Here is a 22,430-nt window from a genome sequence, read left to right on the forward strand (position 1 = left end):
AGGGGCCAGCCGTCCTCGACCACGCAGCGGGCCAGACGCAGGCGACCGGTCTCGGTCAGGGGTGCATTACGGTGGACCACGAGGGCCTTTCTGGTCGGTGTAGACGTCGCAATCCACACCGAACCGGAAGGGCCCTCACCCGTTCAAGATCCCTCAGCCGAGACCTGGCTCACCCGTCCACAACCTCCCCGGACAGAACAGCTAGCGCCCCCACGACGCCCTGCCCGGCATTCGCGAACCGGCAGCCGCGTTCCCCTCACGCAGCCCACCAATGGCTGCCATCGGATGTGCCCGCCCGCTGGCCCAGGTCACGGGCGCGATAAACCCCTTAGCCGGTGAGGATCAGCCTCTCTCCTCCCCTCCGGCTCGTCCCCAACGGGACGCCTCCCCCCCCGTTACCTTGTTCGTGGCTCCGCAACGGGGCCTCCGGCCTTCGGGTCCGGCATGACTTCCCCCCCTTGTTGTTCATGATCCGGGGGGTGGTGTCACCGGGCCCGAAGGCATCGACGGACCGCTGATGAGGGGCTTGAGCACCGGCTTCACCCGGGCCGGAGGAGCTCTCCGTAACGTGGATGTGGCAGCTCGGTGCCCAGGCAAGGCCGGACGAAAGCGTGATGGAGGGGCCTGCACGTGATCGACACCGGCGACATCGACGTCTTCCTCGGCCTGGACGTCGGCAAAGGCGAACACCACGCCACTGCCGTCACCCCGGCCGGGAAGAAGGCGTTCGACAAACGCCTGCCCAACACCGAACCCAAACTCCGCGAGCTGTTCGCGAAACTCCAGGCCAAGCACGGGACGGTGCTGGTCGTGGTCGATCAGCCGGCCTCCATCGGCGCCTTGCCGCTGGCGGTCGCCCGGGACATGGGCTGCCCGGTCGCCTATCTGCCGGGGCTGACGATGCGGCGGATCGCCGACCTCTACCCAGGTGAGGCCAAGACGGACGCGAAGGACGCGTTCATCATCGCGGACGCGGCTCGCGCCATGCCGCACACGCTGCGGGCGATCGACGGCGAGGACGAGACGATCGCCGAGCTGGAGATGATCGTGGGCTTCGACGACGACCTCGCAGGGGAAGCGACCAGGGTCGCGAACCGGCTGCACGGTCTGCTGACCCAGATCCATCCCTCGCTGGAGCGGGTGCTGGGCCCGCGGTTGCAGCACCCGGCCGTTCTCACGCTGCTGGAACGGTTCGGCTCCCCGGCACAGATACGCAAGGCCGGCAGACGGCAACTGGTCACGCTGCTGCGGCCGAAGGCACCGAGGATGGCCGAGAGGCTGGTCGAGGAGATCTTCGCCGCCCTGGACGAGCAGACCGTCACGGTCCCTGGCACCGAGGCGGCCGCATTGATCGTCCCGAGCCTGGCCACCTCGCTGACGGCCGTCCTTGACCAGCGCAAGCTGCTGGCCGGGCGGATCGAGGAACTCCTGGAGGACCACCCTCTTTCGAAGGTCCTGACGTCGATGCCGGGAGTCGGCGTCAGGACCGGAGCCCGGATCCTGATCGAGGTCGGTGACGGCAGCACCTTCCCGACCGCCGGCCACCTCGCCGCCTACGCGGGTCTCGCCCCGGCGACCCGGAGCTCGGGCTCATCGATCCGCGGCGAACAGCCATCCCGGAGGGGAAACAAGCAGCTCAAACGAGCCTTCTTCCTCTCCGCGTTCGCCGCACTCGGCGACCCGGCATCGCGGGCCTACTACGACAAAAAGATCACCCAAGGGAAGCACCACACCCAGGCTCTGCTCTGCCTCGCCAGACGCCGGGCCGACGTCCTCTTCGCAATGCTCCGCGACGGCACCTTCTACCAGCCTCAACCCGCCACGGCCAGGTGAGGAGTCCAGACCGATCAGTCAGTCCTCCGGCCGAAGCCGCCGACGAGCGTCCGCAAGCCGCTGGTCATAGTCAGGTGCGAACAGCTCAGGAAGCGCTTTGTCCAGCGTTCCGGCGATCCGATGGATCGGTCCCCACACCGCCGGGTCATCAACAACACGGCTGAGGTCCGTCATCTGCAGCTTCTCCAGCCAGTGCGACAGCACCAGTGCCTCGTCACTCGTGAGCTTGATTGTGACCTGGCTATCGCCCATGCGCACCCCTACGGATCGGCCCACCCTCGACCACACGAACCTACTGGCCTTCGACCTTGACCAACCACATAGGGGCACCCCCCCCCCGGCAGTACGACCTCCCGGACGGTCCCCGCCGAGCGGAAGCACAAACTCACTCGCTCGGGCCTCGCCGGCCGCGACCGGCTTCAACGCGCCCTGAACGCCGCACACCGCCTTGGGATGAGGTCGCCTCCCTCACACACGTGTCAAGCAGCCGAGCCGGGGCGCGGCACCCTCACCGTGCCCCACAAACATCCTCGTCAACCCGTCTGAGACCCAGGAGAGTCAGTGATACCCGGCGACCTCGTCATCGCGGCCCTCGTGTGTGCAGGCATCGGCAGCGTGTGTCTACTCGCGGCCGGCATCACAGCCCTGGCCGCCGCCTACCGGTACGCCCACAAGCTCAAATGCACGTCGTTGAAAGAGCATGATTAACAGGCGGAGCCGTCGTACCGGCGCCACGGCGGTCGCCCCACACCGCCGCAGAAGCCGCCGAAGCACGGACCGGGGCCGTGGCACACACGGTAAACCTGCCGCACTGCGGCCCGATCGCAAGGATTGGCGCGGCATGACGTGGACAGGCTCAGCGCCGCGCTGCAGACCGGGAAGATCCGCACGCCAGCCTCGGAGGCGTGGCCGAGATCTGTATGCGCATCGCCGGGACTGGGCCTGAGCTCGGGCCGCTCCTCCAGCAAAGCAGAAGTTGTCGCCGACGCCCGGAGGGGCACAGCCGTCGTGGATGGGACATTCATCCTCAGGGCGACGTCCAGGTGGCCAGCACGGGCGCGGTTTCAAAGCCGATGATGAAGAGAGAGGCGCGAGTATCCTGGTCTACACCCCGCTCGCCGGCAGTGCTGACGCCATAGCCGTGACGTCATCGAGCGGTGGACACCACGGCTATCGCGGTCACGAAGTCAGGTCTTCCGGTGCTCGGCGCATTCGTCCATGCATTGTCAGGTAGAAGAGGCGCAGGGACTCTTCCGGACCGCCTGCCTCGAAGCGATTGAGCACCTTTCCCAGAGGATTCCAGACACGAGTGTCCGGCATCCGGATGCCAACTGGCTGCCCGAAGCGGGCACGTTGGTCGGCATCGAGGTCAATCCAGATAGCCCCCGCACGGCGGACGAGGATCTCCCCGACGTACGCGCCGAGCCCGAACAGCGTGTCGCGGGCCTGTTCTCGGTCGGCCCCGCCCTTGCGTAACCCATCGATCAGGAAGTCGACGATCCGCAGGCTGCGCTCCGAATAGTCCAGCGGCAGACGACTGCGAGCAGTGGCACGTGTGACAAAGGCCGCAGCGCACAACCGCATACGACTGGCGTCGGGCGCGCGTCTATCCATCTCGCTCAAGTGTCATCCCCTCGTTCAGCAACGGGGGAACTTGACCTTCATTCCCCCCCCCATTTGCTAAGCGGATTCTGGTCGTTGAGCGTCACAGGTAAGGAAGGTGACACATGCCACACTGAGAGTGAGCGAAGGAAGCACAACCTACCCGCGGGCAGCGGTTCATCCGCTGCGGTCTCGGTCAATGAGACATCGAGCACCTGTTTCTCCGGTCCAAGCAGAAGCTCGGATGGACTCGGCTGCGGCTTCGCAGGCACAGCTCCGGGGTGGCTCGCCTGCTGGCCACCGACCTCAGCTTGGCTCCCGCCACAACCAGGCCGAGCGAGACGCCGCGGGCATCAGTGGCGACCGAGCGTTTCAGGCCCTGCTCCCCGCCAAGGCTGCTGCTGACCGGCTGGCGGAGTCCGATGACCTGGACTGGAAGGAGCAGCTCCCGCGGCCTCCGCGCGAGGGCCGCTGGAACGAACTGGCCAAGGATGTTGCCGCGATGGCCAACACCCGCGGCGGTCAGATCATCTTCGGCGTGCGGGACACCACGTGCGAACTGGTCGGCATCGACCCGGACAAGGCGAACATCGAGCAGTACGCCCAGTGGGTCCGCAACCACGTCCACCCCTACCTGCCCGACCTCACCTTCAGGGTCCTCACTTCCCCAGACGGCGCCACCAGCGTGCTCGTGGCCGATGTCCCGGCCAGCCCCATGGCCCCCCACCTCGTCTACGGCACCGCCGCCAAGGACAAGGACCAGCAGGCCGCCGTCGCCCCCTACCGTGACCGCGACCACACCGCCTGGATGGCCGAGCACCAACTCGAACGCGCCTACCGCGACCGCTTCACCCGCGCCCAGCGCGCCGAGGACGAAGCACACCACCTGCTCGCCCACGCTCAGGAGACCGTGGCCGCCCAGCACACCGAGCCGACTGCCTACTTCTTCGCCCTGGCCCGCCCCGAGCGCCCGCTGCCGCGCACCGCCCCCCGCCTGACCCGCGAAGAGACCACCGCCGTCGCCCAGGCCGCCCGCCGCGGGGGCCGTGATCCGATGAGGCCCGGTCCCCTGGCCAGTCTGGAGGTCGTCACCGGCAACCCGCGGCCCGGACTGCGCCGCTGGGTCCTCAGCACGCTCCTCCTGCCGGGCGCCCGCGAGGTCCACGCCGAACTGCACCACGACGGGACCGTGCTGCTGGCCGCCAACGTCTCCTGGAAGGCCGCACGCAACCTGGTCGCCGATGACCTGCCCGACGCGGGCGTCGCGGTGTCCGAGGACTTCATCGGCGCGTGCTGCCGCGATCTGACCACCACCGCCTGGGAACTGGCCCGTCGGCTGCGGGTGGACAGCGCGCTGTAGGTGACCGCGAAGCTCACCGCCGTCACCGCCGCTCCCATAGCGCCGCCGCCCGCCCTGGTCCCGGTCGTCACCGGTTTCGGCGACTTCACCAACGTTCCCGACCACGCCCGCCACCCCCGCCGGATCCAGCCCGTCACCGCCACGCTGACCCCGCTCGACGAAGGCGGAGCCCTTGAGGAGACCGCACAGGAGCTGTTCACCGACGTGATGAACCAGTTCGGCCTCGACCCGCAGCTCTGAAGCTTCCGACGCCCGCCCCACCCAGACGAAACGAGCAGACCCTGCCGTGTACCAGGACACCCCATCTACAGCCGCCTCATTGCCGAGCGCGGCGACATACCCGCCCAGGTACGTGGTGAAGCCGACCGCATACACCGCCACCTGGCACAGACGATGCGCCTGCCCCAACCGCACGCCGCATCCACCCCCGGGCCGGGGCTGTTGCATGCCGCTTCGCGACTGGGGCCCGGCGGGCCGGCCGCCGCGCCGTGATTCCGGCCCGAAGCCCGTGGTTGTCCCGTCTGGTGCCGCCCCTTTGCCGCGCTGTGACGGTGCCCGGCCGAGTGCCGTGTCAGCCCACGACTGACGCGGACAGGTAGGCCCCAGACGCGCCGCGTCACTCACAGAGCCCCGCCCGTGGTGGTCCGCCACGCAGCAGGCGCCGGATCCCCCACGGCCCGACGCAGGACGCGGGACTGCAGCAGATCCGCGACGCCCTGCCGCCCGCGCCCGCCCCCCCCTCACGCGTCCTACGGCCCGACACGATCAGCTTGTCGCCCGATCTCAACCGCGCCCGGCGCCTGGTAGTCGCCGCCCGGCCCTTGCGCGTCCGTGGCCCTCCGGTCGGCCGGCATGGTGCCGCCCGCTGGCAGCGCACCCGGCAGGTCGGCCGTCCAGGTGCCGCTGGAGGAACTCCAGTTGGTGTCCCAGCAGCCGGGCGAACGTGTCGTCGGTCGGTGCGGCATGTGTCATCCCGCTCAGTGGCAGCACCTCGTGCGGTTTCCCGGCGGCCAGCAGGGCGGCGGACAGTCGCAGCGTGTTGGCCACGAAGGCGTTGTCGTCCGCCAGTCCGTGCATCAGCAGCAGCGGACGGCTGAGCTTCAAAGCGTCGGCGAGCAATGAGGACATCTCGTAGTTCCCCGGGTAGCGGTCGGGCAGACCGAGGAAACGCTCCTTCCAGCAGGCGTCGTAGAGCCGCTGGTCGGTGAGCGGGGCGCCGGCCACCGCGGCGGCGGCCAGCATCCCGCTGAACGACCAGCCGCGGATGCCGACCCGGCCGAGGTCCAGTTCCGGGTGGCGCTCGGCGGTCGCGTGCAGCGCGGCGATCTGGTCGGTCAGGGTCGGGCCGATCAGGTCGCCGAAGATCTCCTTCTCCCAGCGTGGTCCGCGTCCGGGCGTGCCGGCGCCGTCCGTCACCAGCACCGCGAAGCCCTGTTCGGCGAACCACTGTGAGACGAAGGTGTGACTGCTCTGTTCGGCCATCACCTTCTGTATCGCGGGGCCGCCGTAGGGGTCGACCAGCACCGGCAGTGGTGCGTCGCCGGGCTGGTGCCAGGATGGCAGGAAGAGGTGCGTGCGCAGTTCGCGTGGTCCGACGGCGGCGGATTCGACGCGCAGTTCGAGCAGTGGTCGCTGGGCGTGCGAGGTGATCTCGACGGGCGGGGGGCCGGCCGGCTGTGGTCGGCCGTCCTCGGCCGGCCGGTGCACGGTGGTGCGCGAGCCCGGCAGGTCCAGCGTGCGGGTGGTGTGCACCAGCGTGCCGCCGCGAAGGACGCCGGAGTGCACGCCCGGCTCCTCGGTCAACCGGCGTATGCCCTGGTCGGGGTGGTACGTCCACAGGTGGCGCTCGGTGGGCTCCGTGGCGGCCACGAAGAAGACCGTCTCGCCGTCCACGGCGAGCACTTCGTGCAACTGCAGGCCGTCCGGCGTGACCGGCGTTCCGTCGATGCTCAAATGCCGGGTCTCGTCCCGGTCCAGAGAGTCGACCAGCAGGCCGGTGGCTGTGTGCGCAGGCACCCCGGGCACCAGCAGTTCCACCCAGTGCTCGTCGTGCCGTTCGGCCAGCAGGCTGGTCGCACCGTCTGCCGGGTCGACGGCCAGCAACTGGAGCGTGCGCTGGTCGCGGCTGAGCACGACGGCGAACGGACCATGGCCGTCCCAGCCGGCCGCGGGCAGGTACTCGAAGCCGGCACGGTCCCAGCGAATTTCGCAGCGGTTGCCTGCCAGGTCGGCGATCCAGAGCGTGACCTCAGCGTTGGCGGTACCGACCTGCGGGTAGCGCATGGTGCGCGGCGGCTTGGCGGGGTCGGCCGGATCGGCGATGTACCACAGCCGGACCGCCCGGTTGTCCACCCGGGTGGTCAGCAGCCGCTCCCCGTCCGGTGCCCACCAGTACGCCCGGTAGCGGCCCATCGACTCGCTCGCCACATGCTCAGGCAGGCCGAAGAAGACGTCCGGTCCCTCCGCCGGCTCAGGCGCGGCCACCGCTCGGTCGCCCCTGCCGTCGGCGCCGATCACCCGGAGCGCGCCGCCGCAGACATAGGCAATGTGCCGGCCGTCCGGGGACGGGCGCGGGTCCACCACCGGCTGCCGGGCGGGCAGCTGCCGGAGCGCACCGGAGCCGGTGTCCACCACCCACAGCTGCCCGGACAGCGCGAAGGCGGCCAGCCGGGTGGCTGTGTCGGTGGCGTAGTCGGTGATCCCGCAGGCCTGCTGCCGGGCGCGCTCGCGCCGGATGCGCTCCTCCTCCGGCACCTCATCGGCCGTGCTGCCGAGCAGTTCGGCGGGATCAGCCAGTAGCCGCTCATCGCCGGTGGCCAGGTCGAGCGCCCACAGGCACCCGACCGGATCGTCCCCGGCCCGGCTCCGCAGGAACAGGACAGCCCCACCGTCCGGCGCCACGGTGAAACGGGTGGGCGCGCCGAGGGTGAAGCGGCGGGTGCGGGTCAGCTGTCGCGGAAGGGAACGAGTCAACATGCCTGACACTGTGTCACTCGCTTTGACGCAGCGGCGCCGAAAATGTTGGGCGTGCGCCGGGGCTTGCGAGGCTGGGGTGGTGATCGCGGTCAGGGATCTCGCCTCGGCCAGCACGCAGTCGCGGCGGCCGTCACAATCGCCACCAGCGGGAAACGCCGGCCGCGGGGATCCGGCAGGCTGGCAAGAAACCGGGCCGAGCACACCGCGTCCGGCAGTGGCCGCGGGGAGACGGCATGGGCCAGTTGTTCCAGGCCCGAGAGGATGGGAGAAGAGGAGACCGACAGGCATGGTCTTCGGTTTTGGTCATGCGGACTCGACAACTACATGATCGCCGGGCCGGGCCAGCGGGTGTTTCAGGAGCGGCTGCCGGGGGCCCAGGGGTGCGGAGCGCGGCCCTCGGGCAGCGCTGTCAGCGTTGTCGCCGCCGGATGCCGGCCGCGCGGGCTGCTGGCCCGACGGCAACGGTCAGGCCGCGGCGGCGGTGGGTGGCGGGCAAGCGCCTGGGCGCGGAGGGCGGCGGGGGGCGGACAGCCGGAGCGCAGCCGGAGGCGAGCCGCCGGGCGGCACGGCGACGGGCCCAGCGGCAACGAGCACGGTACCGGTAGCGCGGCCAGGACGGCGAGGCGCTCGGCGGAGCACCGCGGCAGAGCGGGTAGCGGGGTGGCGCCGACGGGCTGCCACGGCAGGACGCCGGTGAGCGGGCGAGCGGAGGCCAGGCAGCGGGACGGCGGCCGGGGGCGGCACGGGCCCATGGGCGGGGTGGCGCGCTCGGCCGGACGGTGACGGCCGGGAGCCAGTACGGACGGGGAGCGGCGCGGGCGAGGCGCGGCGTGGAGGCCGCCGTCATCTACGCGCGCGAGCACGGCGACTTGAAGCGTTCACGTTCCGCGTGCCCGCCGTCAACGACCATGAAGCGGAAGGCACGGGGTGGCCAGCCTCCCTCGCCAACTTCCCGCTCGGGCAGTGGACCGCCGACGCACGCCGGTTCTACGCCCGCGGCGACATGGTCGAGGACCGCATCGCCCAGGTGGAGAAGCTCGGCGTGATCTGGTCGCACTTCGACGTCGCGTGGGAGGAGGGCCTGTCCGCCGCGCGCGGGTGGGCGGCCGAACACGGGCACCTCCTGGCCCCGCTGGACGCCACCTTCCAGGGCGCGAAGGCGGCATCTTCCTGAAGAACGCGCGGGCCGCCGCCCGCAAGGCCGCCGAGAACGACCGGCGGCGTGCGGAAGGGCTGCGAGTGCCGGCGAGCAGTGGCGTGCGTGGGGTGCTCCCATCCCGTCTGCCGTCGACCCCGGCAGAGCCGAGCAGACGCGGCCCATGGCTTCCAGGTCGTTCGTACGGTGGCGCGCTCCACCTGGACGCCATGAACCACGCCCGCTCCACGGTGTGCGGGCCGACGGCAGACGGGGTGGGAGCTGGGGTGGATGGTGGGTTGAGGAGGGAAGCGGGTGCGGCTTGGCGCGGGCTCTATGGTGCTCTACGGCACCGTCAGGCCACAGGCCAAGTCCGTGCAGTAGCTTTCTCGTGGAGGGGTGCCATGTCTGCGTGGATCATGTTGGGCTCGGGCTGTTTTGTCGTAGTCCTGGGTGTGTTGACCTTGACCGGCAGCCGGGGAATCGCAGAGTACGCGCGGTCGTCTAGGGATGGTTGGGGTCGGATAGCGATGGGTGGTGGCTTCGTCTTGGACGGCGGAGCTAAACTTCTCGGCTTCTCCTCCGGAGCAGGCATGGCTGTTTCCACCGTTGCCCTGGGGATCATCGTGCTCGGTGCGGTGCTTCAGCTCCGGGCTGGAATGTTCGCCAAGGACCGTCATGCTGGCGACGCAGATTGAACAGTGCCTTTACTTCTGGTCAGGGCAAGCGTCAAGTGAGCCACTGATGTCTGACACCAGCGGCTGACACCAACAGCCCTGAACACAGTCGGATTCCGGCGTACCTCAGCGGCCGGCGTCGAGCCGCTTTCCCTTCGAAGTGCAGGGTCCGGAAGGCGTCGTGATCGACCCGTCCTCCGGTGCCGAAGAGGATGGCACGCCCAGGAGCACTCCCACCCTCCCGAAAAAGGACAGAAGTCCCCTATGTCGGTTTCTTGGTCCGTGGGTGTTCCGGACAGTGGATCTCCCTCAGCTCACCCAGACGCCCGTGGCCAGCCCCTTCCGTACACCGACCCCCGCCGGCCGGTCCGCTGGTGTTTCAGCCGGACTTGCCGCACCGCCCGGTCAGGAAAGATGCTGCCCTCCAACTCGGGGCCGAGGCTGCGGCGGGGCAGGCACGTCCAGGACCAGGCCGCCGGTGCAGTACGCCAGCACCGTGCCGTCGGCATCGACGTCGAAGACCGCCAGCGGGCCGTTCTCGAACCGCGGGTCGGCTCCGCCCGCCGGGGTTGCGGCCGGGGCCGCCCTTCTTCGCGCCTGGTCGGCGCGCCGGCGTCGACGTCCTGGTGGTGCGCGCCGGGCGAGTCGCGGCGGCCGGAGCAGCGGCGACGGGGGCCGGGGCGGCGGCGGTCTGGGTGTTCTCGGTTGCAGTCATGACCGCAGCCTCGGGGGCCACTGGATGTCAGTGGTTCTGCCATGGGGCGTGTCAGTAGGTGCTGACGTCGTCGGCGTCGGTGAGGCGGAGGCTGTAGCGGACGACGTCGGCCAGGACGGCGGTGCCGTCGTCGGCGCGGACCAGGAGCCCGCCGGGGCCAGGCCGTCGCTCTGTCTCGCATCGGAACTGGGCCAAGGTGCATTCGCTGCCGCGGTAGCTGCGCGCGATGCCAGCCGCCACGACGCAAGACACGGCGATTTTTTCAGCAACGCGTCGGTTCTGACGTACAGTGCGGTCGCCAAAGAGTCCAACTTTGCCTTCACTCACTGGCGTAGGACTCCCTTCCCACGTTCGCGCGGCCGACCCCTTGCAATTGATCATCTGGTGACCGCGGGGGAACCGCACGCGGCACCGAGCCGTCGTAGCCACCACGACGTGGACGCGGTTCTCGCGTTCGCCCCAGTCACCGGGAGGCAGTCCATGGACGGCGGCGGTCACAGCGACTCAGGTCACAGCCACGGCGGTTCCGGGCACCACGGCGGCCATCACGGCCACCACGGTCATGACAGCTCCAGCGACAGCAGCGGCTGGCTCGTGACCCGCGCCCGTAAAAAGGGGCGGGGCAGCCCCCTCGCGCAGGCCCTCACCGTCGTGGTGCTGAGCGTCAGCCTCATGGCCCTGATGGTCTTCGCGAGCGCGCGCTGAAGCGTGCCGCACGTCCGGCGCGTCCGGCGACCCTGTCCCGGAGGCCGCCGCGTGCAGGACGGCGGCGCTCCTGCGGCAGCTCGAATGGCCCGACGGGAACCCCGACATCCTGCGGCAGGCGTGGAACGACATGCTCGGCCTGTGCGCCGACTGGCGCGACCACCCCGAGCTGCCCGCCGACCTTCGCGAGCCACTGGCCACCGCGGAACCGCTTCAGCCCTGATCGGGCCGTACGTGCTGCGGCCCCGGGTGCCGGGCAGGTACCGGGGCCGCCGACCTGCACGAGTCCCGTGGGATCCTTCTACAACCCGTGCACGCGTCACCCCAACAACGCTCCCGGCGCCGGCGGGACACGACCGGCGTCAACACCGACGGCATGTCCGCCCCTCCTGCGACGATGCCCCCATACAGCCGCTGCCGACCCCGTGCCCCGCCGGCCAGATCCCCGACGCCACCGCCGTCGGCGCCTTCAACACCGCGTACCGGCAGGCCAAGCACCAGCGCGCCGTGTTCGTCGCCGTCGAGAACCAGGGCCGCTGCTGGACCGTGAAGGCCGACGCCCTCACCGCCGGCCCGGACCACACCGTTGAGGACGCCGCGTACGACTCGATCCGCGCTGCCGTCATCCGCCTGATCCGCGCGCGGGAAATCCTCAGGGGCGCAAGCCCAGCGGCGACCGGTTCGACATCCGCTCCGCAGCCAGGAGATAGGCCACGGGAGAGCCACTTCGCTGTTGCTGACGGGCCTTCAGGCGGCCCGTGTAGGGAACGACGGTGAGCGCGACCGCCGCGGTCCCGACCGCTGGGTGGCCTCCGGAAACGGCCAGGGTGCCCAACGCTGTGCCGGAGACGGCCCCAAGGTCCACCTTCAACCCAGCGTAGCCACCGTCGACTCGATGCCGAAGAAGCGCAACGCCCGGCGCAGTTCGTCCAGTTGCGGCTTGGTGGCCCGCTCGTAGAGCGCCTGCAGGTGGGCCTGGGCGATCTCGGCGTTCTCGACAGCGGCGATCTGTTCCAGTTCGGTTGCCAGGAAGTCGATGTGCGCGTGGAAGGCCGCGAGCTCGGGCGCGTACCGCTGCCGGAAGCGCACCAGCTGGGAGACGGGCACGGCTGCGATCCTCTCGGGCCGAATCGCCGCGCGCAGCGAGAGATGGACGTAGGCGGCCCGAGTGTCCAGGTGGCCCGTGGGTACGGGCTGGTCGAGCAGATCGGTGAGGTGGTCGAGGGCACAACACCGCGTGGTGTATCCGCACATCGTCGGTCACGGGTGACAGCGCGTTGTGACGGGCGACGGCGTCGGCCAAGGCGGTCAGGTAGACGGTGCCCAGCTTGGGGTGGAGGCCGATCCACGGGTCCCAGTCGTCGACCTGCTGGGCCAGGTCTGCCCTCACCAAATAGCGCCGCAGGTCGTCGGAAATCTTGGCGCCTGCGATGTCGCGGTAGATCCACACCAGTGCCCGATCGTGAACAGGCTCATCAGATGGCTGCCGGCTGGCTGGAGGGTAGAGGTCCACGGCGAGTGCTGGGGCTGTTCGTCGCAGGGCTCTGACGGCATAGCCCGCATGCCGTCCCTCACCCTCGATGAGTTCGAAGAAGGCGGCGGCTACCGTCTCCAGGTCGTGCCTGCTCGGAGTGATCTCCTCCAGGAGATCACTCTCCCCACGGATCTCCCGGACTACCTCGCTGTCGCGATCATCGACCGCGCGCGGACGAAGCCTGACGATCCTTTCCCATGACAGCAGCGCGAGCTTGAGCCAGTCGCTGTCCTGGAAGTGCATCCACGGGTAGTACAGGGCGATCGACGCCATTCCCCTCCGTTTCGTCATGCGCCTTGCGCGGCCCAGTCTGGCCAAGCATCGATGAGAAAGACGCCCACCCACCAGACTTCGGTGAGAGCGCTCAAGGTTCGTTGCGACGGAACAGCATGTTGTCGGTCGGCAGGGCCGGCCAGTCGATGTCGGGGTCGGCGTGCTCGTCGGGGTTCAGCGGCTGATGGTGGGCCGGGTCGGACACTCGCGGCTCGCAGGTGGAGATCGTGCAGAACATCGGCCGCGCGCTGCGGCTCAACAAGGACGGCAGCACGAAGGTCGCGCGGATCATCGTGCCGGTGTTCCTGGAGCCCGGCGAGGACCCCACCGACATGATCGCCTCCGCCAGCTTCCGCCCCCTCGTGGCCGTGCTCCAGGGCCTGCGCAGCCACGACGAGCGCCAGGTCGGCCGCCCGGCACGGCGGCTGGGTGCGCAGCGAGCGGCGTGACGTGGCGGAACACGCGCTGTTTCGCCGCGGGATGCTGTTCTTCCTCCGCAGGGCGGACGAGCGAATCGCCGGTGTGCTGTGCCGTCTCGAAGGGGACGTGCTCGTGATACGGCTCGCCGGCGTCCTCGAAGGCGATCCGGGGCATTACCGGGACGGGGCACAGCTCGTCCTCTACCACCTGGTCATGCGGTGGGCAATCGAGGAGGGCATCGCCCACGCAGAAATGTCGGGGTCACGGCCGTTCATCAGCGAGGGCCTGTACGCCTTCAAGCGCAAGTTCCGCCCGCGGATAGTCGTACCGCGCACCCACTTCGCCCGCAAGCGCCTCGTGCTGATTCCTCGTCAGGACACCCCGGAGGTACGCGACTTCCTGTGTGACCATCCCGCCATCACCATCGATCCGGCGGGGAAGCTGCACGTCACCTACCTCTACGACCGTGATAGGCCACCCCGAGTGGACCTCCCGTGGGACTGCTCCGGCATCACCGGGGCACACGAGTTGCATTTGGACGACCTGCTCGCGGGTCTGCCCAGGCCGGACGCACATGACGGGAGGTGAACGGGAGACATCCCGGATGCGCACACGACCGACGGCGACGACGAACCGCCGTGGAGGCCCGGCGTCGCCGCTGCGCGTCCTGGCAGCCGGTCAGGCGATCACCTCGGCCGGTGACGGGGCCTGGCTCACGGTGTGGACGATCTACCTCACCCGGTTCGGTGGGCTGAGCGCCTCCGAGTTCGCCGTCGGTGCGACCGCTGGGGGCGCCCTGGCACTTCTCATCGGCGTCCCCCTGGGACGTCTGGCGGACCGGCTCGGGCCCCGGCGCATCCTGGTCGCTCTCACCCTCGTCAGCGGTATCGCCCTGGCCGCCTTCCTCGGCGTCAGGAACTTCTGGACGTTCCTGCCCGTGGCCCTGGTCGCCAACGCCTGCGACAAGGCACGTGTGGGTGTCTTCCAGGTCTACGTCATGGGACTGGCCGGCCGCCATGAACGTGTCGCGGAACTCGGCAAGCAGCAGGCGGCACGCTCCGTCGGCTTCACCCTCGGCGGTGCCCTGGGCGGTGTCGTCCTCGCCTTGGGCTCGCTGCCCGCCTTCGTCGTCCTCATCCTGGCGAACTTCACCACCAACATCCTCTACGCCGTCATACTGCTGCGCCTGCCCCCGACCGTTCTTCCGGCCCGTGACAGCGCGCACCAAAGCACACGTGTCCTGAGGGACGTGCCCTTCGTCAGCATCGCCGTGGCCGGCGGTGTGCTGACCCTGGGCTGGTCGCTGCTGTCCACCGGAGTGCCCCTGTGGATGACGCATCACACCGACGTGCCGCCGTGGACGGCCGGCGCCCTCGTCGTACTGAACGGTGTCCTGGTCGCCCTCCTGCAGGCCAGGGCGGCACGCGCGGACAACTCCCGCCGGACCGCCACGCGCAAGGTCCTGTCGTCCGCCGTCGTCCTCGGTGTCGCCTGCGTCCTGTTCGCGCTCACCGGCGTCGTCCACGGCCGCGTTGCCGTGCTGGTCGCACTGGTCGCCGGCTGCGTCCACGCGGCGGCGGAGGTGATCTTCGTGGCGGCCTTCTGGGGTCTGTCGGTCGCCCTGATGCCCGAGGACGCCGCGGGCGAATACCAGTCGGTGGCAAGCATCGGCACGGCCGCCGCCAGTGTCCTCGCGCCCCTGGTCGTCGTGCCGCTCGTGGTCGGCGTCGGAGCGACCGGATGGGTGCTGCTGGCCGGGGTGTTCGTGCTGGCCGGAGCCGCGACCGTACCCCTGTCCGCACAGGCCGCCGGTAGACCGTCCCACCAGGAAACCGCCCGCCACACCGCGGTGGAGAACCCCGACGGCCCACCACGCCCATCGGCGGAGGCTTCCCAATGATGTTGTCCAGCGGCGCTGTTTCAGCGCTGGATGGTGACCACCATCTGCGGCAGCACTCGGCCGGCGATGGAGCCCGAGGGGACGGTTCCTATGCGGACTGCGCCCATCGCGCGGTAGAAAGGCTCAGCATTCGGGTCCGCGTCGATCGTGAGCTGGGTGTACCCCAGGTCTCGCCCGGCAGCGATGGTGCGTTCGAACAGAAGGCGGCCGATCCCCTGGCCAATGGCCTGCGGGTCGACAAACATCATGCCTAGAACGCCAGTGGGTGGCTCCCCCTCAAGGGTCGTGAAGCCCAGGATGCGGCCATCTCTGTCAGCCACCGTGGCTCGTCTGCGTGCGACCTCGTTCGCGGCGACGGTGAGCTCGTCTCGACACGCGTCCAGGAACTCGGCGTCATAGCCCCAATGCGCCTTGGACCGCACTGCCAAGTCGGTGAGCAAACCGGCTTCCGTTGCCCGTGCAGGCCTGATCAGCACGTCCATCTACGTCCCCCGCTCAGGTGTAGGTCTTTCGATCCACCACCGTGGCCTCCACTCCCCTCCGTGCACAGGGCGCACGGTGAAGTCCACCGTGTCTGCTCATCCCCGGCGGCGGCCCCTCGCGTGCGCCACGGGTTCGGCCGACTGCCGGCGTACTGCCGTGAGCGAGAGCGGCGCCGGACGGGTGGCGGCTTCGGCGACGGGGACAGCGCCATACGCAGCCGGGCCGCGTCGGCGAGCCGCTCCAGGCGCTCGCGCTGCTCCGGCGAGAAGTGCGGCGGGGTCGGGGCAACCATGGGGCCCCTGTGCTTGAGGGAGTGGTCCCCGGCACCCTCACCGCTCCGGGGTGGCTTCGAGGGTGGTCGGCCGGTCGCGTCCCGGCGCCTGGCGCGGTGACGTCGTCGTCCGTCCCGCCGTGCCCGCGAGAGCCGGGAATGCATCGCGGGATGGCGCTGTTGAGAGAACCGTCTGACATGTTCGAGTCAACAAGCTCGGGCGGTCGGCGGAAGGAGTCCCTCATGGCACGCAGCACCACACGCCCCATCGTCAAGCTGAGGTCGACGGCCGGCACTGGAGTCACCTACGTGACCCGCAAGAACCGTATGCACGACCCCGACCGACTGGTCCTGCGCAAGTACGACCCGGTGGCCGGCCAGCACGTTCTCTTCCGCGAGGAGCGCTGACCCCGCGCACCCCACCCCCCGCTTCCCGCCTCCGCGCCCGCCGGCGCAGGCCCCCCCGAGGAGGAACACCCCATGAGGAACGGCATCCACCCCGTCTCCCGCCCCGTCGTCTTCCGCGACCGCACGGCGGGCTACGAACTGCTCACCCGCTCCACCATCGACACTCAGCACACGGTCGAGTGGGAGGACGGCACCACATATCCGGTCGTCGACGTCGAGATCTCGTCGGCGAGCCACCCGTTCTACACCGGCACCTCGCGCGTCGTGGACACCGCGGGCCGGGTGGAACGCTTCCAGCACCGCTACGGCCTTACCACCGCCGGCCGCCGCTGAACCCCACCGACCGTCACCGACGGATGAAGGTACGCAAGTTCCTTCGCTCGCTGAAGGCCAGGCCTGGCGCCCCGGCCGTGCGCCGGCGGGGCGCGACCTTCGTGATCAGCAAGAAGGAACCCCGCTTCAATGCCTGCCAGGGCTGACCCCCGCCGCGGCGCGTACCCACGGCCCGGCACCGCACCCGCGGTGCCGGGCCATTCCGTGCGGTACACGTACATCCGCCCGGGCCGACAGCGCCGGGTGAAGCCGTCAACCGAGAGCAGCGTCCACCAAACGCGACATCGTCGTGCACCCCGCACACGACCTCGGCGCACTGCCGGCCGGTCCGGTCGTCCAGCCGGACCACGAGATGACCCCCGTCACGGGCGGCAGCCGCGGCATCGGGCGTGCGACCGCCGAGCGGCTCGGCAGGGAAGGCGCCCTCGTGGCCGTGCACTATGGGCGCAACACCGGTGCCGCGGAAGAGGTGGTGGCGTCGATCCGCGCGGCAGGCGGCACGGCCTTCGCCGTACGAGCCGAACTGGGCACGGGGGGCGACGTGGAGGCCCTGTGGGCCGAGTTCGACCGCCAGATCCTCGAGCACGGCGACAGCACCGGTCTCGACATCCTGGTGAACAACGCCGGCATCACGCCCCGCGGCCACATCGAGGAAGTCACCCCCGCGGCCTTCGACGAGGTGTTCGCCGTCAACGTGCGGGCCCCGTTCTTCCTGGTGCAGCAGGGGCTCAAGCGGCTGCGGGACGGCGGCCGGATCATCAACGTGTCGTCCGGGGCGACGCGCATCGCACTGACCGACATCATCGCCTACGGCATGACCAAGGGTGCCATCGACACCTTCAGCCTCACCCTCGCCAAGGCCCTCGGCAGCCGCGGCATCACCGTCAACTCGGTCGCGCCCGGCATCATCGACACCGACATGAACGCCTCCTGGCTCCGGGGCAACGAAGCCGCCGAGCAGTCCGCCGCGCAGCTCTCGGCACTCGGCCGGGTGGGCCGCCCCGAGGACGTGGCGGACGTCGTCGCCTTCCTGGCCTCGGACGACGCCCGCTGGGTGACCGGGCAGGTCATCGACGCCACGGGCGGCTCGCAGCTCTGATCCGAAGCACGGCTCACGCCATGGGCCGGCGCCACGCAAGGGTGTCAACGGGGACACCGCATCATCACGCACGACACTCAGCACGGAGACCCCATGCATGTCGTCATCGCCTGGTGGGACGGAACTCGCTCCGCCGGAACCCCGGCCAAGGACTCCATCGCCCGGCCGCAAGCCCCTGGCGCCGCCCCCGGCTCCTGCGCCGGCGAGTTCCCGGGCCTGCGGACGAGCCACTGGCTCACCGACCCAACGGCCGACCGGCAGGGCCTGGCCCTCCTGTGGGACAGCGCGGCTTCTGCCACGCGGTCCCTGCCGGCACTCGCCACGAAGACGTTCGGCTGCGCGCCGTCCCACCGCTGGGCCTTCGAACTGGACGAAACGCTCCAGCCGAAACCGGCCGGCACCCCCGGGCTCCCGCAGGAGCTCAGCCTCCTCCTCCACGTCTGAACCCCCTGCACTCCGCGCCCCTGGTTCACCCCCGCACCGGGGGCGCGGGCATGTTGCCGCAGAAGGTCAGCCCTCTACCACGCCGCCATGTACGTGGACTCAACGGGTGCTCTCGTCAGCGTGGCGGAAGTGGTGCCGCGGGGTGGCGCCCTCGTCGAGTGCCCGGCGGTACGCCGTGATCGCTCTGCCGGAGCCGGAAATGAGGCATGGGCGCACCACAAACGCACCGGATCGGGCGGTGAACAGCGCTCGGCGAGGGGCTCGGGCTCCGTGGTGCCGACCTGGTCTACGGCGCGGGCGGCGTCGGCGTCATGGGCGCCATCTCTCAGGCCGCGCACCGGTCCGGAGCCAGGGTGACCGGGGTGATCCCGCACGCGCTGCGCGAGCGCGAGCGGGCGGTCGAGGTGTGCGGCGAGATCTTCGCGGTGCCCAGCATGCACGAGCGCAAGGCGCTGATGTACCGGCTCTCGGACGCGTTCCTGGTGCTGCCGGGCGGGTTCGGCACGCTCGACGCCGCAAGCGGTGCGAGGAAGGTTTCTTCACGCCCCGGGAGTGTTCCATCGTCAAGATCGCCGACGCTCCTGAGGCGGCGCTCGACCTGCTGGGGCTTCCCTGCCCGGTGCCCGTGGCCCAGATGGCTTCCGGCTGAGCGGGAGGTGGAGGGGGTGGGGCCGCAGCACCCGAAGTGCGCAGCAGCGTACGGTGGTTCGCCGTAGCCGAAGGCGCGGCGCATCCCTTTCGGCGCCCGGCGGGACGCGCCACGTTCAGCCGGCGGCCGGGGGCGCCGCCTTCTCCGGCCGCTCCGCCCAGATGATGCTCGACCCAGCAGCAGGAACGCCTCCCCGCGTACCCGCCAGGAGCCAGGGCCGAAGACGGCTCCTACTCGGTGGTGTGCGTGGGGTAGACCTGGACGTCGGTGTAGGCGCCCTTGATGTCTCCCGCGCCCGCGGGCCACTGCAGGCTCACCGTGTGCGTCTCGTTCGGGGGCGTCACCAGAATGTTGGTCGGGGACGTGAGGCTGTTGCCGCTGTTGTCGATGTCGTAGGCGAGGTCGAAGACAGCGGCATCGCCGGGCTTCAGGGTGGTGATGCGCGGCTGGGCCTGGCCGCGCTCGATGGGGCTCGAGGTGTGGTCGGCGTCCTTGATGTCGACGCCCGCGAACCCCGTCACCGAGCAGGTGACCGAGCCCCGGTTGACCATGGTGACGTCGATCCTGCCGGCAACCGTGTCGGGCGCGGCGTTACGGGCGTCGATGGCCAGGTCCGCCGTCTTGCAGAACGCCACCTTGCCCCCGGTCTCCGTCCCGCCACCGTTCCCGCCGTCGCCGCCGACCTCGGTGCCCTGTCCGGAGCCCGACCCCGCAGCACCGGCCTCCGCGCCACCACCAGAGCCAGAACCACCCTCCGGCTTCGAACCGCCGTCCGGCTTCGAGCCGCCGTCCGAGGGCGAGTCGCCCTCCGAGGACGGGGAAGAAGACGAGGCCGAGGAGCCCTTGGAGGACGTCTCCTTCCCGGAGCCGTCGCTTCCGCAGGCGGTGAGCGAGAGGGTGGCGGCAACGCTGATGGCGGCCAGAGCAGTGATGCGGGTGTACTTCACGGTGTTCCCCCAGGAGCAGCGCGGTGCGTGCGGTCGGAAGTATTTGTATCCCGCACCGAGTCACAGGCGGCTCTGTGCCTCGTCTTCGTTCCGTCACAGGCGAATCGATGACCTCACGGCCTGCCAAGGCGCCGCCACGGCACTTACTGCGAGGGGTTTTCGCAGGCCGGCATACGTGTCCGCATCTCAGTTCGTTCCGCCGGGCGGTTCATTCCCTGAGGTATATATGGGCGGTCGCCGTCTGATGGCCAGGGTGCTGGCGGGGCACCTGCTCGGCGCCTTGGTGTGCGGGGACGGTAGGTGCTGGCGGGGTGAAGGGGCGGGGTGGGTCAGGTGGCCGACGCGGGTGTTGCGGGGTTCGGGTCGCTGCTGCGGCAGTTGCGGTTGGATGCGTCGCTGACGATCGAGGCGTTGGCGGAGGCGTCGGGGGTGAGTGTCCGCGGGATCGGGGATCTGGAGCGGGGGCGGCGGGCGACTCCCCAGCGGGGAACGGTGGCCGCGCTCGCGGACGGACTGGGGCTGGGTGAGGCGGAGCGGGAGCGGTTTCTGGCCGCCGCCCGGTCGGGCCGCAACCCGCGCCCCCATTCGGCGAGCCTGCGTGTCTTCCCGCGCGGCATCGATGATTTCACCGGCCGGGGGGCAGAACTCGCGCGGCTGACGGCACTGGCGGAGCAGGCGGTTGCCGGGCTGCCGGTGGCGGCGGCGGTGTCCGGGCCGCCCGGGGCAGGTAAGACCACTCTGGCGCTGCACGCCGCCCATGAGCTGGCCGGGCGCTTTCCCGGCGGGCAGCTGCTGCTCGATCTGCGGGGCATGGACGACGATCCTCCCGGTCCGGCTGAGCTGATGCTGCGTGTGCTGAAGGCGTTGGGGGTGGCCGACCGGGATCTGGCCAAGGCGGGCCCGCAGGGCCACCCGGGGCTGTACCGGCAGGTGCTGGCCGAGCGGCGCTGTCTGCTGGTGCTCGACAACGCCCGTGACGAGGCGCAGGTCCGCCCGCTGCTGCCGAGTGCGGGCGCGGGCATGGTGGTGGTCACCAGCCGGCGGATGCTCACCGGCCTGGAAAGCGTCCACCGCCTGCCCCTGGGCGAACTCTCCCCCGCCGACGCCACCGCCCTCCTGACCGTGCTGGTCGGACGGGAACGTACGGACGCGGACCCGGTCGCGCTGGCCGAGGTCGCCCATAGCTGCGCGCATCTGCCGCTGGCACTGCGGGTGGCGGGCAACTGGCTGGCCACCCGTACCGGCTGGAGTCTGCGCCGCCTCGCCGACCGCCTTGCCCTGGAAGAGCGCCGGCTGGACCAGCTGTCGGCCGGCGACCTTCATCTCTCGGCGGCTTTCGACCTGTCGTACCGCCAGCTCACCCCGGGTGCCGCCCGTCTGTTCCGGCTGCTGTCCCTGGTCGACGGCCCGGATGTCAGCGCCGCGGGCGCCGCCCAGCTCACCGGGCAGCACCTCTTCGACGCGGAGGACACCCTCGAGGAACTCGTCGAGACCGGGCTCCTGGGTACCGATCGGGACCGCTACCGTCTGCACGACCTGCTGCGCCTGTACGCCCGTAGCCGATTGCGGGCGGAGGAGCCCGAGGGCGAGTCGGAGAAGGCCCGTTCGGCGCTGCGCCGCTGGATGCTGGAGACCGCCGTCGTGGCCGGCCGCTGGTACGAACCCGACCACGGTGCCCCGCCCGCCACCTGGCAGGGCACTGCCGACCTGTCCACCGCCGAGCACGCCCGCCACTGGCTCCAGGCCGAAGGCGACAACTGGCTCGCCGCCCTGCGCGCGGCCGCCAACGCGGGCGACCACACCACCGTCGTCGAGGTCGCCGAAGCCCTGCACTGGTTCTCCGACCAGTGGATCTTCTGGGGACACTGGCCCGAGGTCTTCGGCACCGCCGCGCGCTGCGCCCAGGCGCTCGGCGACCCTCTTCTGGAAGCCACCCAGCTCAACTACCACGCCTGGGCCCTGCTCGTTTGTGAACGCCGCCACCGTGACAGCGTGGACCGCTCCGCCCAGGCCCTGGCCGCCGCCCAGCGCGCCGGAGACCTCCCCCAGCAGGGCTGGGCCCACGTCTACTCCGCCTGGGCGCTCGGTCTGCTCGGCGACCATGCCGCGGCGGCACATCACAACCAGGAGTCAGCCAGGCTCTTCGAGGCCGCCGGCGACCTTCACGGCACCCTCCAGGCCATGAGCAGCACAGCCCAAAACCTTCACCTGGCGGGCCGGAACGAGGAATCCGTCACGGAGCACATCCGCACGCTCGCCTTCCTCGACCAGGCCGGCGACGACATAGAACCGCACGTCGCCGAGGTCACCCGCGCGAACCTGCAGATGAACATCGGCCGGGCCTACGCCTCCCTCAGGAACTGGTCCGAGGCCGCCGGCCACCTGCACACCGCCGTAAGGCTCTGGCGCGACGGCGGGAACAACGGCATGGAAAGCCGCGCCCTGGTCTTCCTCGGCGACGCCCTGCTGGCCGCCGGACGCGATGACGAGGCCCGGAACGCCTTCACCCGGTGCCTCGCCCTCGGCACGGCGGCCGACCCCCAGCGCATCACCGAAGCCCGGGAACGCCTCGCCGGCCTCGGCTGAGCGGCCCCGGACGGCGCCCGGCTCGGTAGCCCGCCTTTGTGCCGGCCCTGGTGTGGTCCGGTTGAACTGGCGCGCCGCCC

At 70.4% G+C, this 22,430-nt stretch carries 22 protein-coding genes and 3 pseudogenes; 16 read left to right on the forward strand and 9 right to left on the reverse strand.

Annotated elements, in window-relative coordinates; translation table 11 throughout:
* Positions 1 to 633: 633 nt before the first annotated feature.
* Positions 634 to 1,833 carry an IS110 family transposase gene (locus AB0927_RS13975; RefSeq protein ID WP_366667957.1) on the forward strand — a complete coding sequence of 400 codons (1,200 nt, stop codon included), beginning with the start codon at positions 634 to 636 and terminating at the stop codon, positions 1,831 to 1,833.
* Between the two features lie 18 nt (positions 1,834 to 1,851).
* On the opposite strand, the gene AB0927_RS13980 is transcribed toward AB0927_RS13975, so the two are convergent.
* Together AB0927_RS13980 and AB0927_RS13985 are read right to left on the reverse strand one after the other, a co-directional pair.
* Positions 1,852 to 2,085, reverse strand: a complete 234-nt coding sequence (locus AB0927_RS13980; RefSeq protein ID WP_366667811.1) for a hypothetical protein — start codon at positions 2,083 to 2,085, stop codon at positions 1,852 to 1,854.
* Positions 2,086 to 3,012: 927 nt separating this feature from the next.
* On the reverse strand, positions 3,013 to 3,447 hold the full coding sequence (locus AB0927_RS13985; protein WP_366667958.1) for a hypothetical protein: 435 nt from the start codon (positions 3,445 to 3,447) through the stop codon (positions 3,013 to 3,015).
* 232 nt (positions 3,448 to 3,679) lie between these two features.
* Between AB0927_RS13985 and AB0927_RS13990 the strand changes: the two genes are divergently transcribed.
* A complete protein-coding gene (locus tag AB0927_RS13990; protein ID WP_366667812.1) occupies positions 3,680 to 4,795 on the forward strand; it encodes an ATP-binding protein in 1,116 nt (371 codons plus the stop codon).
* Positions 4,796 to 5,035, forward strand: a complete 240-nt coding sequence (locus AB0927_RS13995; protein WP_366667813.1) for a hypothetical protein — start codon at positions 4,796 to 4,798, stop codon at positions 5,033 to 5,035.
* Between the two features lie 543 nt (positions 5,036 to 5,578).
* Here AB0927_RS13995 and AB0927_RS14000 read toward each other — a convergent pair.
* Entirely contained in the window at positions 5,579 to 7,771 is a 2,193-nt protein-coding gene (locus AB0927_RS14000; protein WP_366667814.1) for a DPP IV N-terminal domain-containing protein, read from the reverse strand.
* Between the two features lie 821 nt (positions 7,772 to 8,592).
* On the opposite strand from AB0927_RS14000, the pseudogene AB0927_RS14005 reads away from it, so the two are divergent.
* Positions 8,593 to 9,028, forward strand: a pseudogene (locus tag AB0927_RS14005) (helicase associated domain-containing protein); the annotation flags it as partial.
* A gap of 1,005 nt (positions 9,029 to 10,033) precedes the next feature.
* Here the strand turns inward: AB0927_RS14005 and AB0927_RS14010 are convergent.
* Both AB0927_RS14010 and AB0927_RS14015 read right to left on the reverse strand, forming a co-directional pair.
* A pseudogene (locus AB0927_RS14010) lies at positions 10,034 to 10,298 on the reverse strand (transcriptional regulator); the annotation flags it as partial.
* 51 nt (positions 10,299 to 10,349) lie between these two features.
* Positions 10,350 to 10,493, reverse strand: coding sequence for a hypothetical protein (locus AB0927_RS14015; protein WP_366667815.1), 144 nt, complete (start codon positions 10,491 to 10,493; stop codon positions 10,350 to 10,352).
* Between the two features lie 240 nt (positions 10,494 to 10,733).
* On the opposite strand from AB0927_RS14015, the gene AB0927_RS14020 reads away from it, so the two are divergent.
* On the forward strand, positions 10,734 to 11,003 hold the full coding sequence (locus AB0927_RS14020; RefSeq protein ID WP_366667816.1) for a hypothetical protein: 270 nt from the start codon (positions 10,734 to 10,736) through the stop codon (positions 11,001 to 11,003).
* Between the two features lie 867 nt (positions 11,004 to 11,870).
* Here the strand turns inward: AB0927_RS14020 and AB0927_RS14025 are convergent.
* Positions 11,871 to 12,257, reverse strand: a complete 387-nt coding sequence (locus AB0927_RS14025; RefSeq protein ID WP_366667817.1) for a hypothetical protein — start codon at positions 12,255 to 12,257, stop codon at positions 11,871 to 11,873.
* A 25-nt stretch (positions 12,258 to 12,282) separates the two neighbouring features.
* Between AB0927_RS14025 and AB0927_RS14030 the strand changes: the two genes are divergently transcribed.
* Positions 12,283 to 12,738, forward strand: coding sequence for a hypothetical protein (locus tag AB0927_RS14030; protein ID WP_366667818.1), 456 nt, complete (start codon positions 12,283 to 12,285; stop codon positions 12,736 to 12,738).
* 163 nt (positions 12,739 to 12,901) lie between these two features.
* Here AB0927_RS14030 and AB0927_RS14035 read toward each other — a convergent pair whose 3' ends face one another.
* The gene (locus AB0927_RS14035) at positions 12,902 to 13,048 is read right to left on the reverse strand and encodes a hypothetical protein (protein WP_366667819.1); all 147 of its coding nucleotides are present in this window, start codon (positions 13,046 to 13,048) and stop codon (positions 12,902 to 12,904) included.
* Here AB0927_RS14035 and AB0927_RS14040 point away from each other — a divergent pair.
* The 3 genes and pseudogenes from AB0927_RS14040 to AB0927_RS14050 form a co-directional block, all read left to right on the forward strand.
* A pseudogene (locus AB0927_RS14040) lies at positions 12,999 to 13,211 on the forward strand (helicase); the annotation flags it as partial. The gene AB0927_RS14035 and the pseudogene AB0927_RS14040 sit on opposite strands and share 50 nt — an antisense overlap.
* Positions 13,212 to 13,239: 28 nt before the next feature.
* Positions 13,240 to 13,818, forward strand: a complete 579-nt coding sequence (locus AB0927_RS14045) for a GNAT family N-acetyltransferase (protein ID WP_366667820.1) — start codon at positions 13,240 to 13,242, stop codon at positions 13,816 to 13,818.
* 16 nt (positions 13,819 to 13,834) lie between these two features.
* Positions 13,835 to 15,130 carry an MFS transporter gene (locus AB0927_RS14050; RefSeq protein WP_366667821.1) on the forward strand — a complete coding sequence of 432 codons (1,296 nt, stop codon included), beginning with the start codon at positions 13,835 to 13,837 and terminating at the stop codon, positions 15,128 to 15,130.
* A gap of 20 nt (positions 15,131 to 15,150) precedes the next feature.
* Here the strand turns inward: AB0927_RS14050 and AB0927_RS14055 are convergent, their stop codons facing one another.
* Positions 15,151 to 15,612 (reverse strand): GNAT family N-acetyltransferase, encoded by a 462-nt coding sequence (locus AB0927_RS14055; protein ID WP_366667822.1) that lies wholly within the window; start codon positions 15,610 to 15,612, stop codon positions 15,151 to 15,153.
* 515 nt (positions 15,613 to 16,127) lie between these two features.
* On the opposite strand from AB0927_RS14055, the gene rpmG reads away from it, so the two are divergent.
* The 6 genes from rpmG to AB0927_RS14085 all read left to right on the forward strand — a co-directional run bounded on the left by rpmG (position 16,128) and on the right by AB0927_RS14085 (position 18,884).
* Positions 16,128 to 16,292, forward strand: coding sequence for a 50S ribosomal protein L33 (rpmG, locus tag AB0927_RS14060; RefSeq protein ID WP_366667823.1), 165 nt, complete (start codon positions 16,128 to 16,130; stop codon positions 16,290 to 16,292).
* Between the two features lie 72 nt (positions 16,293 to 16,364).
* On the forward strand, positions 16,365 to 16,625 hold the full coding sequence (locus AB0927_RS14065; RefSeq protein ID WP_366667824.1) for a type B 50S ribosomal protein L31: 261 nt from the start codon (positions 16,365 to 16,367) through the stop codon (positions 16,623 to 16,625).
* Between the two features lie 23 nt (positions 16,626 to 16,648).
* The gene (locus tag AB0927_RS14070; protein WP_366667825.1) at positions 16,649 to 16,771 is read left to right on the forward strand and encodes a ribosomal protein bL36; all 123 of its coding nucleotides are present in this window, start codon (positions 16,649 to 16,651) and stop codon (positions 16,769 to 16,771) included.
* Between the two features lie 206 nt (positions 16,772 to 16,977).
* Entirely contained in the window at positions 16,978 to 17,724 is a 747-nt protein-coding gene (locus AB0927_RS14075) for an SDR family oxidoreductase (RefSeq protein ID WP_366667959.1), read from the forward strand.
* A gap of 93 nt (positions 17,725 to 17,817) precedes the next feature.
* Entirely contained in the window at positions 17,818 to 18,168 is a 351-nt protein-coding gene (locus AB0927_RS14080) for a hypothetical protein (RefSeq protein ID WP_366667826.1), read from the forward strand.
* Between the two features lie 281 nt (positions 18,169 to 18,449).
* Positions 18,450 to 18,884: an LOG family protein gene (locus tag AB0927_RS14085; RefSeq protein WP_366667960.1), complete on the forward strand. Its 435-nt coding sequence runs from the start codon at positions 18,450 to 18,452 to the stop codon at positions 18,882 to 18,884.
* 163 nt (positions 18,885 to 19,047) lie between these two features.
* On the opposite strand, the gene AB0927_RS14090 is transcribed toward AB0927_RS14085, so the two are convergent.
* Positions 19,048 to 19,764, reverse strand: coding sequence for a DUF4232 domain-containing protein (locus AB0927_RS14090; protein WP_366667827.1), 717 nt, complete (start codon positions 19,762 to 19,764; stop codon positions 19,048 to 19,050).
* 333 nt (positions 19,765 to 20,097) lie between these two features.
* Between AB0927_RS14090 and AB0927_RS14095 the strand changes: the two genes are divergently transcribed.
* Positions 20,098 to 22,350 (forward strand): helix-turn-helix domain-containing protein, encoded by a 2,253-nt coding sequence (locus AB0927_RS14095; RefSeq protein ID WP_366667828.1) that lies wholly within the window; start codon positions 20,098 to 20,100, stop codon positions 22,348 to 22,350.
* Positions 22,351 to 22,430: the final 80 nt, after the last annotated feature.

It is taken from the genome of Streptomyces sp. NPDC048106, assembly GCF_040706415.1.
GTDB lineage: Bacteria > Actinomycetota > Actinomycetes > Streptomycetales > Streptomycetaceae > Streptomyces.